Genomic DNA, 14433 nt, shown 5'->3' with positions numbered 1-14433 from the left:
AAAAATATTAATGTAATCGATTACACAAAGTGTTAACTTGATCACTTAAATAAAATAAAAACGATTTATAATAAATATTAAAGAGCCAGATTAATAAATGAAATAGTAAATAATTGATAAGTTGAACAAAAAGGAGAAAATAATGAATCTTTGTTTCAGTGAAATTATCAATCGATCGGATTGGAATAATTTATCTATTTTAAGTGTTAATCGACTTGATACCCATCCCAAATTTAATAGTTGGAGAGATAAACAACACGCTAAAAATAATAGTGATTCAGATGCAATATTATCACTCAATGGTGATTGGTTTTTTAGTTATTTTAATACTCCAAAACAAGTACCTGAATCATGGTTGGAAAAAGAACTTGATAATACCACTATTCCTGTTCCATCAAATTGGCAATTTTATGGTTATGATGCGCCAGTTTATACAAATATTCGTTATCCTTTTCCTTATAATCCTCCTTTTGTTCCTGAAGATAACCCCACTGGCTGCTATTCTCGCTATTTCAAAATTGATAAGAAATGGTTAAATCACGGAAATACAAGAATTATATTTGATGGTGTCAGCGCAGCATTTCATCTTTGGTGTAATGGTAAATGGGTTGGCTATTCACAAGATAGTCGCATTGCTGCAGAATTTGACTTGACTCCTTTTTTAAAAAATGGTGAAAACCGAATTGCTGTATTAGTTTTAAAATGGTGTGATGGTAGTTATTTAGAAGATCAAGATATGTGGCGTTTGAGCGGCATTTTCCGTAGTGTTTCATTACTTAACAAGCCAAAAGCACATTTAAGTGATATTCATATTAAAACGGCACTTGATGCTTGCTATCAAAATGCCACATTAACATTACAAGTTGACGTAAAATATCAAAGCGAGACGGATAGGCTAGATGTTGGCATTGAATTATGGCAAAAAGATAAACTTATCGTTGAACAAACACAACCAATCGGAACACCTTTTATTGATGAAAAAGGTGGATACAATGACCGAATGACATGCAATATTCCCATCACTAAACCACAATTATGGAGCGCCGAAACTCCAAATCTTTACCGAATCGTTGTTAGTTTAAATCATAATAAATCTGGCTTAATTGAATCAGAAGCTTATAACATCGGTTTTCGAACTGTTGAAATCAAATATGGTCAGCTCTGTTTGAATGGTAAACCCCTTCTTATTAAAGGGACTAATCGTCACGAATTCTATCCTGACCTAGGGTATGCTGTTACTAAACAAGCCATGTTGGATGATATTAAATTAATTAAACAACATAACTTTAATGCTGTACGTTGCAGCCATTATCCAAACGATCCGCGTTGGTATGAACTTTGTGATCAATACGGTCTATATTTAGTTGATGAAGCCAACATTGAATCACACGGCATGTTCCCTATGTCTCGTTTGTCGGACGATCCTCGTTGGTTAGCGGCTTATAGTGAAAGAGTCACCCGAATGGTACAACGCGATCGTAATCATGCAGCTGTAATTATTTGGTCATTAGGAAATGAATCTGGACATGGTGCAAATCATGATGCACTATATACATGGATAAAAAGCTATGATCCTACTCGCCCAGTACAATATGAAGGTGGAGGTGCCAATACCAAAGCCACTGATATTATTTGCCCTATGTATGCCCGTGTTGAACAAGATCAACCTCATCCTAATGTTCCCAAATGGGCGATAAAAAAATGGATATCCATGCCAGACGAAAACAGGCCTCTCATTTTATGTGAATATGCTCATGCAATGGGAAATAGTTTAGGGGCATTCTATAAATATTGGCAAGCCTTTAGACAATATCCCCGTCTACAAGGTGGATTTATTTGGGAATGGGCCGATCATGGTATTCGTTGCCATACCAAATATGGCAAAAGTTATTGGACCTATGGTGGTGATTTCGGTGAAGCGTATCATGATAGGCAATTTTGTTTAGATGGTTTGGTTTTTCCTGACCGCATACCGCATCCAAGCTTAATTGAAGCTAAAAAAGTACAACAACCATTTCAATTTAAACTTGTTAGCCAAAAACCATTAGTTATCGAAGTGAAAAGTGAATATCTATTTCATACTACAGACAATGAAACATTGGAATGGGAATTACTGATAGATGGCAAAAAGCAACAAAGTGGTAAAGTTAAACTCAGAATATCACCTAACAATATCATTAATCTCAAACTTATTGAAGACATTGGTAATAATTTTGAAGGTGAAGACTTACACTTATCACTTAAAGTCATTCAAAATAGAGCTACCAAATGGTCGCCAGCAAAACATATCGTAGCTTGGGAACAATTTAAATTGACCAACAGTTTTATTCCACAATTGGCATTTAGCAAAAATAAAAAATTACTAAAATTAACTGAAAATAATAATGCTTTTAATATCAATTGGAAAAATCAAAGTTGGCAAATCAGCAAAAAAACGGGACAATTAAGCCAATGGGTTAAAAACAAGAAACCATTACTGGCCAGTGCACTTACTGATCAGTTTATTCGTGCACCAATTGATAATGATATTGGTATTAGCGGTGATTTCAACAGTAATAATAACCCTTATGCCTGGATTGAACAGTGGAAGGCAGCGGGTTATTTTGATCTAAGCCACCAATGTTTGGCAATCAAAGCATCACAATCCAGTGATTATGTTATCATTGAAGCCCTACACAACTACTCAGTGAAAAAACGCAAAGTCATTCAAAGTAAGTGGTTATATCAGTTTGATCAAGATGGTAAGTTAACTATCTCAGTTGAAGTAGATATTGCCAATGACATGCCTGCTCCCGCTCGTATTGGTTTGATGTATCAATTGAAAGAGATACCAGAACAGGTAAACTGGCTAGGATTAGGACCTCATGAAAATTATCCTGACCGAAAGACCTCTGCTATTTTTGGTGATTGGTCATTACCATTTGCAGAACTTTATACGCCTTACATTTATCCTTGTGAAAACGGCTTACGTTGCGATGTTAAACAATTAACTGTTAATGACATGACGATAATGGGTCATCAATTTAAATTTAACATCAACCAATATGGAACTAAACAGTTGATGGAAAAAAAACATCGTCATTTATTAGAGCCTCAAACATGCGCCTATGTCAGTATAGATGCTTATCATATGGGCATTGGTGGAGATGATTCATGGACACCTAGTGTACATCCAGAATTTTTACTAACAGATAAACATTATCGCTATCAATTGATTTTTACATGTTAATAAACGAAGATTGTACGACTAAAGTTAGGCACAGTTTATTTGTGCCTAAATTTTAGATAATTAAAAGGTTAATATTTCTTCACCTTCAAATAATTGATCGAGTTTTTCAATAAACTCTTGCTTAGGTTGATGATAAAAAATGCCATTATCAGGCATACCCCGTAAAAAGAGATAATATACCCCACCAAAATGAGTTTGAAATTGATAATTGGATAGTCTACTTCGCAAAAATCGATGCAATGCTAAACTATAAAGTTGATATTGTAGATCATAACGATGTTCTTCCATCACTTTTTTCAGTGCACGTTGCCCATAATAATCAATATTATCACCTAACCAATTTGACTTATAATCGACCAAATAATATTTTCCTTTAAATTCAAAGATTAAATCAATAAATCCTTTCAACATACCTTGAACCGTATCAAAGGATAATTCAGAACGCGATTGAGACAAATCATCATATTTTTTACACAAAGAATCCAATTGTTGGCAAGTTACAGATTGACGTATAGGTAAATAAAATTGTAACTCGTTTATGCATCTACCCATCAATATTTTTGATAAGTTTAACCCAGGTAGACCAAGGTCAGTCGCCAATACTTGCCTCATCCAATTGGCAATCGTGTTATTCCAATTAGAATTAAGATTAAGCTTTTTCACCATTTGTGCACATAATTCATCAATATTATCGGGTGAGATCTGTTCCATAATGCTGTGCATTAATGTACCTACATATGCCCCTTTAGGGAAATGGTGAATGTTGTAATTTGATATTATTGCCTCTTTACTATCCGATTCTGGTTGCGACTCATCCCAATCATTGATGATATCAAGATGATAAGTTAAGACACCTTCATCATGGCGTTGCAATTCAGTATAACTGGTCACTCGCCAACAGTTTGAAAGCTTACGCTTAAAAACGTTAGCGGATAATGTTGGAGCGGATAACATAGGTGGCACATAACGTTGCCCGTCAATTGGCAATTGAACATCAATTAAGTTTGCCAAACTACTAATAGCTCTTAAGTCATTTTTCAAAAGATGATTAATGGCTGTCTGGTTTTTTTTCAAAGAAGCAAGACCGATGCTGCAATGATAAACTGATCGCGTCATGGCAACATATAATAAACGTAAATCCTCGGCAAGGCGTTCATCTTCAATTTGTTGCTTAATTTCATCCGTTAATAACCATGCATAACTTAGTTTATAATCATTATCTTTATCATGATAAAATTGATTGTTAGATGATCGATACATTGAAATAAATGGTAACCAAACAATTGGAAATTCCAAACCTTTTGATTTATGTATCGTTATGATTTTAACTAGGTTATCATCACTTTCGAGACGCTGTTCGTGATTTTCTATATTAAGGTCAGGATTCACTATTTGTTTGGTCAACCAACGTACTAAAGCATGTGGGCTGTCTAATTCATCTGCAGCTTCTTGAAGCAATTCGCCTAAGTGCATTAGATTAGTTAAAGTACGCTCCCCATCTTGACGTGCCAAAATATTTTCAGCTAAATGACGTCTTTTCATCATACGGCGTAACATCACTAATACACCATAGTATAACCAAATCACTTGGTATTGTTTAAACTCTTCAACCAAACTTTCCCATTTATCCTGATCCTCTGTAATTTGCTCAAGTTCAGTCATTGTTTGACCAAATAATGATGTCATTAAGGCTAACCGTAGTGTTGATTCATTCTCTGGCATTAATACTGCTTGCAACAAACAAAGTACATCTTTTGCCTCACTTGATGAAAAAACACTATTATGATTTGATAGGTAGACACTTTTAACACCAGAAACGGCTAATTTCTGTTGAATAATTTCAGCTTCACGTCCGGTCCGCACTAAAATAGCAATATCAGAGGTCATCACCGGACGTTGTTCATGATTATCACTTAATACTGAAGAATTTGATAATAAACTTACTATTTGTTGAGCACAGCAGCTTGCCATGTATTGTTGATAATCCGCATTTGTTGAAACACTTTCAGGCAATAGATAAGCAGTTAATGCTGACACTTCTTTTTTATTGATTAATAATGATCTTTTCCGATTTCTTTCTGCTGCTTGCATTGGTAAAAAAGGAATTTCATCAAATACAAACGGTTTATCGTGATTGGCAAATAGTTGATTAACTGCATTCACCATTGAAGCTGAAGAACGTTGGTTTACATCCATCGTATAATGATTTTCACCTGTCGATCGCTTAGCTTCTAAATAAGTGAAAATATCAGCACCACGAAAACTATATATAGCTTGCTTTGGATCACCAATAAATAACAGACCGCAATCAGAATGCTGGCTATCGTAAATACGATTGAATATTTGATACTGTAATGGGTCGGTATCTTGGAATTCATCAATTAAGGCTACACAATATTGTGAAGCAATACTTTGCGCTAGTCGTTTACCATTTTTTACATACAAAGCACGATTAAGTTGCCAAATCAGGTCATCAAAACTTATAGCACCCTGTTTGAGTTTTTCTTTATAGATGCCTTTTTGGATAACACCGACAATATCCATTAAAATTTGGCTGCGTAAATTAAGTGGTTGTTGATAAAGTAACTCAATTTTTGCAAAAATACAGTGATAAGGAGCCTTCTTGCCATCTTTAGTTTTTTCGATTAATACGGATTGGCAAAATCTTTCAAGTTCATTGGGTAATTCAAACGTCTGGGTTGGTTGATTGGCCCATGTGGTGACTTTGTTTATCCAATTAGGTAAGTTACGGCTACTATAAGATTGTTTACTAATGCCTGATTGGGTAATAATCTCGGTTAATTCGTTAACCGCAGCTAACCATGATCGTTTTACCTCTTCAATCTGGTTAAAGTTATTCTGGTAAAATGTGTTAATCATATCGCTGATATCAGGATCAGCCTCATTATTGTTTTTTAATTCTAAAGTTAAATACGGCTTAATGTCTTTTAATAATGTGGCAGGATCTTGCCAAGTGCCGATGACTAAGTAAGCAAGAGATTTATCAAGTGGCGTAAAGTAATGACGCCAAAAGTCTTGTGCTACACGTAATTGCAGTTGATATTCATCAGCCATGAGTGTTTGTTCAAATAACACTCCTGATTCAAAAGCATGACTGGTTAATATACGTTGACAAAAACTATGAATAGTATAAATAGCGGCATCGTCCATTGATTGTTGAGCATCAGTAAGTTTTTGCACCGCAAACTTGCGATCATCGATTATTTCAATCAGTTTTTGATAAATAGGATCTTGATGATATCCCTGAAGTAAACCAAGCCTTAATTCTTGAATATTTTGTCGAATACGTGAACGTAATTCTTGCGTTGCCGCCTTAGTAAAAGTTACAACTAGGATTTGATTAACGTCAAGTGGCTTTGGATAACTATTTTGACCAATACCAAGTAATAACCTTAGATAAATAAAAGCGAGTGAATAAGTTTTACCTGTTCCGGCCGATGCTTCAATTAAGCTTCGACCGGTTAAAGGTAGATCAAAAAGATTAAGTTTTTTTACTGAACTTGCTGAAACCATTCAAGCTTTCCTACAGCATCTAATGTTAGCTCAATACAAGCAATAGCAGCAGTTGGGAACATAGGAGGTGGGACCTGCGGACAAAGTTCATTAACAACATATCCCACTAATGGCAGATGCGATACAATAATAACATTTGTTAAACCATTAGATAACAATACTCTAATTAAATCAACGATATGTGATGAGCTACCACTGGGTACTAAGCATTTTTCAGTTTCGACCTTTGTCACGTGGACATAAGTTGATAATCCGGACAATGTTTGCTGAGCACGTAAATAAGGACTCACTAAGGCTAAATCGAAGTTAAAATTTTGTTCTTTAAGCCATATACCAACTTTTTTAGACTGTTCAATACCATAATCAGTCAGAGTGCGACTTGAATCAGATGAAGCAGAAAATCCTGCTTCACCGTGTCTCATAATACAAACTTTCATTAATCTATTATTAACGTAATTTTAATTGGAAGATCATGCATTCTGCACCACAGCAAAAAGTAAATGTTGCTGATAATTTAAAACCATCATCAACTTTCTCAATATTACTGTTAATTTCACAAGGTTCTGTTTCAACAGTTTTTGCAGCTTGGGTCAATGATGCCAATTTAGCTTGTGCTTCTGATTCTGTTGCAAAGACATGTTCGTACTCAGCGCTGCAATTGTCATTATCAATAATTGTACCAACATCTACACAACAACACGCTGGAGTTTCGTTCGCTTTACATTTGTTTAAAGAATCTGTCATGCTATACCTCTGTTTACCGATTGATTTCGTTAATAGTATACTCTTAATCATAACTTAGGGCAAAATGTAAAAATTTTTATCACAACTGAAATTTTTGGCATATATTAAAACTTTATTTTTATTTTTCTCAATTAATTAAATAATATGATGCAACAAAATAATTACGTCCGAAAAATGGCAATCTTAGTTGCCGCAACGTTCTTTATGGAAAATCTAGACGCTACGGTGATCACTACTGCAATACCTGCAATGGCAAAATCATTTTTAACGAATCCTCAAGACTTATCTATTGGTATTAGTGCCTATATGCTCGCGCTTACGATTGGTTTACCCGCAAGTGGCTGGATAGCAAATCGTTTTACAGCCTATCGAATCTTTTCTATTTCGATTGTATTATTCATGTTGGCGTCAATATTGTGTGCTTTATCGACTAATTTAACTATGTTTACTATCGCAAGATTAATACAAGGTTTAGGTGGATCTTTAATGGTACCTGTAGGCAGAACCGTTGTATTAAGCCGAACTGAAAAACAGCATTTAGTTAGTACCATTTCGATTCTAGTTTGGCCAGGATTAATTGCACCACTGATGGGGCCAATTATTGGTGGATTCTTTGCTCAATATCTTACTTGGCACTGGATATTTTTTCTTAATATTCCATTAGGCTTTATTGCTCTATTTTTCGCCCATCGACTTTTACCGAAAGATCGACCTGAAAAGCGTTCATTTGATAGTGTTGGATTTATCGCCTGTGGATTAGGTCTATTACTGTTTGTTTATGGGCTTGAAATGATTTCTCACTCAAATAGTCGTCTTTGGCTTGCTCTCGGCAGTTCCTCTGCCGGTAGTTTAGTCTTAATCTTTGCCTATTATCATCTCACGCATACTCAATACCCATTAATCAGTCTGTACGCTTTTTCAAAACGCACATTTAAAATGACTTTTTTGGGCGGATCATTAACACGAATTAGCTTAAACACCGCACCATTTATTTTACCACTGATGTTCCAAGTCGGTTTTGGATGGTCGCCATTAACTACCGGTTCATTACTGCTTTCACTATTTGCGGGTAATATCATCCTCAAAACCGTTAATACCCCTTTAATTCACAAGTTTGGATTTCGTAAAATTCTTATCGTTAATGGTCTATTACTTTCATTCAGTTTTGTATTGTGTGCCTTTTTCACTTCAGAAACACCAATCATCTGGATTATATTGGTGCTATTTTTTTCTGGTGGTGCACGTTCTATCCAATTTACCACGATCACAACACTTAGTTTTTCTGAAATTGATAAAAACGAAATACAAAGCGCCAATATATTATCAACCATTATTCAACAATTGAATAACGTACTTGGTATTGTTTTAAGTGCATTATTCCTTTTTATTGCTTCCAGCTATAATGAACATAGTCAAACAGGTTTAATGGTTGAAGATTTTCGACTAGCCTTGTTTATGGTAGTAGGAATGACTTTAATAGCGATGATTGACTTTATCACCTTACCAAAAGGTGCAGGCAATAATCTAAAAGAAAAACAATAAAAAACCTCTACCATATGGCAGAGGTTTACAAGCATCAAAACACAATGTATTAAAATTTAGGTGCTGCTGGACGACCACGTTTTTTAGTGAAATTTTTGCTGTCGCCTATATCAGATTTTGTGCTTTTGCGACCACGCTTAGTTTCCGTAGCTTTGCCACTAATAAGGCTCATCTTCATTGGTTGATTAAGCACTCTTACTTTTTCAAAATGATTTAAGATATCTTTAGGCATACCTTTTGGTAGTTCAACAGTTGAATAAGTTTCATAAAGTTTAATATTACCAATATATCGACTACTAATATCTGCTTCATTCGCAATTGCACCAACAATATGACGTACTTCAACACCGTTTTCTTTACCCACTTCTATACGGTACATATCCATTTCACCCACATCACGGCGTTCACGACGTTTTGGTGTTTCACGATTATCCCCACGCAAACGACGTTCACCACCACGACTATCTCGATCGCGCAATTCACGTGATGGTTTGAATACTGGATCTGGAGGTAAAATTAATGGACGCTCACCTTGAGCTAACCTTAATAAAGCAGTCGCAATGGTTTCAAGATCTGCCCCACTGTCAGCTTGTATTTGTGATAACAAAGTTTGATACTGTTGTAAATCGCTACTATCAAGTTGTTTTTGAACTTGCTCAGTAAACTTCGCTAAACGACGTGCTTCAAGTAGCTCTTTTGAAGGTAATCCCACTTCAGGAATTGGTTTTTTAATTGTTTGCTCAATATTTTTAAGCAAACGACGTTCACGACTATCAACAAATAAAATTGCACGACCAGCACGTCCTGCTCGCCCTGTTCGCCCAATACGATGAACATAAGACTCTGAATCTAAAGTAATATCATAGTTGATAACTAAGCTAATACGCTCAACATCTAAACCACGAGCGGCAACATCGGTTGCAATCAAAATATCTAAACGACCATTACGTAATCGATCTAAAGTTTGTTCACGTAACTGTTGTGTCATATCACCATTTAAAGCCGCACAACTGTAACCATGTTTTTCAAGTACTTCGGCCACATCCAATGTCGCTGATTTTGTGCGAACAAAAATAATCGCAGCATCAAAATCTTCAGCTTCCAAAAAGCGAACAATTGCTTCATTTTTTCTCATACCACGAACAAGCCAATAGCTCTGATCGATATCTGGTGCAGTTTGGTTAGTCCCTTTGATTTGTACCTCTTTAGGGTTATGCATAAATCGTTTAGTAATACGGCGGATTGGCGCTGGCATTGTTGCTGAAAATAGTGCTGTTTGATGATCTTCAGGAATCGTCGCCATGATGCTCTCAACATCATCAATAAAACCCATTCGTAGCATTTCATCAGCTTCATCAAGCACTAATCCTTTAAGATTAGAAAGATCTAATGTTTTACGATTTAAATGATCAAGTAAACGTCCTGGTGTACCAACCACAATTTGAGGGCCTTGCTTTAACGCTTTTAATTGAACGTCATAACGTTGACCACCATATAATGCTAATACTTTGATCCCTTTCATATATTTTGAATATTCTGCACAAGCGTCAGCAACTTGAATTGCAAGTTCTCGAGTCGGTGCTAAAACTAAAAGTTGTGGTGCTTTTAGATTTGCATCAATATTCATTAAGAAAGGAATTGAAAACGCAGCAGTTTTACCACTACCTGTTTGTGCCATCCCCAATACATCGTTTCCTTCTAATAATAAAGGAATACATTCAGATTGAATTGGTGATGGTTTGCTAAAACCAAGATCATTTAATGCGTTAAGGATATCCTCAGATAAACCAAGGTCAATAAAAGAAATTTCTTTTGTCATGTAAACTCGCTTAAAAATTTTGAATATACAAACTTAATTTTGGTTAACCATATTAGATACATTGATTAACAAATAACAGTAATCGCTAAATTATTACTATTTCAAACAAAAAAAGTTTATATAAATTTATGCCAGCTCACTAAATTGAAAATTTACAACTCACCCCAATAACTAACTACCGATATTGACTCAACTACGATCCAATGTATACAAAATAAATAAATTTAAAGTTAAATGATATTTATTTAAAAGATGATAAAACTATTTGTATTATCAAATGTTGAGAATATATTTTTTGGCAAATCAGAACTACGCTATAACAATATTTTCACTTTTAAAACTGGCATGACCCATGTTACTTTTCATTTTCTGCAAGTAACTTCATTTCATAGAGCGCCTGTTGATGTTCAACAAAGTTATAAATATTATTAGCTAAAGCATATTTAAATAACATTTTAGCACGCTCGTTGTTACCTTTACTTTGATAATATTTACCTAAATAAAAGTAGGCTTCGCAAAGACGTTCGGCTAGTTGCCGGTTACTTTCAACGCCTTGTTGAAGATTTTGCATTAACTTAGATTCATTAATCTTACCTAAATAAAATGCAATGATATCGCTACTATAAATCGTTTTATCATTCATAAGATCATAACGTTTTTGTAGCTTATTTTGTGCAGCTTTATTATCTATCTCTTTGTCAATTAAATAAAGCCATAAAATTCTTATCGGTTCATTCACATCAAATTGATAGAATTGATGTGCATCGCGTTCTGCTGATTGATAATGACCAGTACGATATAAAGTAATGGCACGATTTAAATAAGCATAAGCATAATTTGGATCAAGTTCTAATGTCGTATTAAAGGACATTAAAGCATTGTCAAAATCCCCTTCACGTAAAGCATAAGTTCCCATGAAATTGTAAATGTCTGGAATTTCAGGATTGAATTCCATCAAGTAACTAAAATCACTTTGCGCAAATGCTTTGAAGCCTAGTGAATCGTAAACAATGCCACGTTGAAATATAAGCTGTATCCGCGTAACTGTATCAATGTCTTTTTGAGATAACTGTTGACTTATTTGTGCAATTTTCAGTTCGTCATCATAGGAGACTTGATCAGGAACAGCAAGCAAAGGCTGAGAATTACAACAACCTGACATAAGAATAATTGCTAATGAAAAGCTAATAATTCTCATCAGGTTGTATTGTCTCATCTTAACTCCTAGTGAATAATTTTTTATTCGGTAGTTTGAGCTGCTTCTGTTGTTGGTTCTACAGCATCTTTCATGCTCAAACGAATCCGACCTTGTCGATCAATTTCTAACACTTTAACATTCACTTCTTGTCCAACTTTTAAATAATCAGAGACTTTTTCAACACGATGATCTGCAATCTGTGATACATGGACAAGACCTTCTTTACCACCAATAATTGATACAAAAGCACCAAAATCAACAATCCGTGTAACTTTACCTGCATAAATTTTGTCAATTTCAACATCTGCAACTAAATTATTAATGCGCGCCATTGCGTCTTTCGCTTTATTGCTGTCTGAAGCAGCAATTTTAACAGTACCATCATCAGTGATTTCAATAGTGGTACCCGTCTCTTCGGTCAAGGCTCTAATCGTTGCGCCACCTTTTCCAATAATATCGCGAATTTTGTCCGGATTGACATTCATGGTATAAATACGTGGTGCAAACTCTGAAATCTCTTGACGAGGTTTATTAATAGCTTGTTCCATCACGCCTAAAATATGTAAACGAGCACCTTTTGCTTGATTAAGCGCAATTTGCATAATTTCTTTAGTGATACCTTCAATCTTGATATCCATTTGTAATGCACTTACACCTTCACGGGTACCCGCTACTTTAAAGTCCATATCACCAAGATGATCTTCATCACCTAAAATATCAGATAAAACGACAAATTTATCGCCTTCCTTCACTAGCCCCATTGCAATACCAGCAACGGAGGACTTAATTGGTACACCAGCATCCATAAGTGCTAATGACGCACCACATACAGAAGCCATTGAAGAAGAACCATTAGATTCCGTAATTTCAGAAACAACGCGAACCGTGTAAGGAAACTCTTCTATACTCGGCATTACAGCTGCAACACCACGTTTAGCTAAACGACCATGACCAATCTCACGGCGTTTTGGTGAACCAACCATACCTGTTTCACCAACAGAATACGGAGGGAAGTTATAATGCAATAAAAAGCGTTCAGTGTATTCACCGGTCAACTCATCAATAATTTGAGCGTCACGTTCAGTACCTAAAGTGGCTGTTACTAATGCTTGAGTTTCACCACGAGTAAATAATGCACTACCGTGAGTTCTAGGTAAGACATTCGTACGAATATCAAGCGCACGAATCATATCTTTTTCGCGACCATCAATACGTGGTTCACCAGCAATAACGCGTTGACGAACGATTTGACTTTCTAAATCAACAATAATATTGATAACTTCGTTTTCATCAAGTTCTTCATCTTTCTCTTTAAGTGCCGCTAATACCTCTTCTTTAATTAAATCGATTTGAGCATAGCGCGCTTGTTTTTCAGTAATTCGATACGCTTCACCTAAGCGATCTTTTGCTAATTCAGAAACAGCATTATAAAGTGCTTCATTTTTAACTGGTGCAACCCAATCCCATTTTTCGCAATTAGTTTTAGTCACAAACTCATTAATATTATCAATGACAACTTGTTGTTGCTCATGACCGAAAACGACCGCCGCCAACATTTGATCTTCAGTTAATAAATCTGCTTCAGATTCAACCATTAAAACCGCACTTTTAGTACCAGCAACCACTAAGTCTAAACGACTTGTCGCTAGCTCTTTTACTGAAGGATTTAAAACAAATTCATCATTTATCAAGCCCACACGAGCTGCACCAATTGGACCATGGAAAGGCACACCAGATAGGCATAGCGCAGCAGAAGCACCAATCATAGCAACCAAATCAGGACTAACATCTGGATTAACTGATACAACCGTGGCAATAATCTGAATCTCATTAACAAAGCCTTCAGGAAATAAAGGACGAAGTGGTCGGTCGATCAAACGAGCAATGAGAGTTTCCCCTTCACTTGGCCGGCCTTCACGTTTAAAAAATCCGCCAGGAATACGCCCAGCTGCATAAGTACGTTCTTGGTAATTAACTGTTAAAGGGAAGAAGTCTTGGCCTTCTTTAACTTTCTTGTCAGCAACAACCGTTACAAATACAGCAGTATCATCCATATTAACCATTACAGCAGCAGTTGCTTGACGAGCCATAATGCCTGTTTCTAAAGTGACGGTATGACGACCATATTGAAATTTTTGATATGTCGGATTAAACAAAATAATGTCCTCTTGTAGTAATTTTGTTGAAGTTTGATATTTTGATAGAGATCAGCACAACTTTAGTTATGATACTTACTTCAACAATGTGGGAATGATCAACAAAAGATTATTTCACTGTCACGACTAATGACAAATCTATAAATTATAGAACTCTCATTAGTCGCGCGAAACATGAGATATAATCTTTTACTTTTCGAACTCAGCATTA

General features: G+C 35.5%; 8 protein-coding genes. 2 read left to right on the top strand and 6 right to left on the bottom strand.

Features of this window, described 5'->3' with window-relative positions; translation table 11 throughout:
- Nucleotides 1-142: 142 nt before the first annotated feature.
- Nucleotides 143-3229, top strand: a complete 3087-nt coding sequence (locus J3U19_RS01390; RefSeq protein WP_267345238.1) for a beta-galactosidase — start codon at nucleotides 143-145, stop codon at nucleotides 3227-3229.
- Between the two features lie 60 nt (nucleotides 3230-3289).
- Here J3U19_RS01390 and recB read toward each other — a convergent pair whose 3' ends face one another.
- Genes recB through J3U19_RS01375 form a run of 3 tightly spaced genes read right to left on the bottom strand, consistent with a single transcriptional unit; the run spans nucleotide 3290 to nucleotide 7507 of the window.
- Complete coding sequence (gene recB, locus J3U19_RS01385; protein ID WP_267339427.1) at nucleotides 3290-6763, bottom strand: exodeoxyribonuclease V subunit beta; 3474 nt, start codon at nucleotides 6761-6763, stop codon at nucleotides 3290-3292.
- The gene (gene sixA, locus J3U19_RS01380) at nucleotides 6742-7185 is read right to left on the bottom strand and encodes a phosphohistidine phosphatase SixA (protein ID WP_267339428.1); all 444 of its coding nucleotides are present in this window, start codon (nucleotides 7183-7185) and stop codon (nucleotides 6742-6744) included. Before sixA ends, recB begins: the two co-directional genes overlap by 22 nt.
- A gap of 25 nt (nucleotides 7186-7210) precedes the next feature.
- Complete coding sequence (locus tag J3U19_RS01375) at nucleotides 7211-7507, bottom strand: YfcZ/YiiS family protein (protein WP_267339429.1); 297 nt, start codon at nucleotides 7505-7507, stop codon at nucleotides 7211-7213.
- 144 nt (nucleotides 7508-7651) lie between these two features.
- Here J3U19_RS01375 and J3U19_RS01370 point away from each other — a divergent pair, with 144 nt between their 5' ends.
- Nucleotides 7652-9049 carry an MFS transporter gene (locus tag J3U19_RS01370; protein WP_267345237.1) on the top strand — a complete coding sequence of 466 codons (1398 nt, stop codon included), beginning with the start codon at nucleotides 7652-7654 and terminating at the stop codon, nucleotides 9047-9049.
- Nucleotides 9050-9098: 49 nt separating this feature from the next.
- Here the strand turns inward: J3U19_RS01370 and J3U19_RS01365 are convergent, their stop codons facing one another.
- The 3 genes from J3U19_RS01365 to pnp form a co-directional block, all read right to left on the bottom strand.
- Nucleotides 9099-10868: a DEAD/DEAH family ATP-dependent RNA helicase gene (locus J3U19_RS01365; protein WP_267345236.1), complete on the bottom strand. Its 1770-nt coding sequence runs from the start codon at nucleotides 10866-10868 to the stop codon at nucleotides 9099-9101.
- 355 nt (nucleotides 10869-11223) lie between these two features.
- A complete protein-coding gene (gene nlpI / locus J3U19_RS01360; RefSeq protein WP_267339432.1) occupies nucleotides 11224-12084 on the bottom strand; it encodes a lipoprotein NlpI in 861 nt (286 codons plus the stop codon).
- A 23-nt stretch (nucleotides 12085-12107) separates the two neighbouring features.
- Nucleotides 12108-14222 (bottom strand): polyribonucleotide nucleotidyltransferase, encoded by a 2115-nt coding sequence (gene pnp, locus J3U19_RS01355; protein WP_416380323.1) that lies wholly within the window; start codon nucleotides 14220-14222, stop codon nucleotides 12108-12110.
- Nucleotides 14223-14433: the final 211 nt, after the last annotated feature.

Origin of the sequence: Gilliamella sp. B2828, assembly GCF_026537125.1 — a bacterium.
Classification (GTDB): Bacteria; Pseudomonadota; Gammaproteobacteria; order Enterobacterales; family Orbaceae; genus Gilliamella.
The sequence above is the reverse complement of the archived record's forward strand: the minus strand, read 5'-3'. Positions and strand labels throughout refer to the sequence as shown.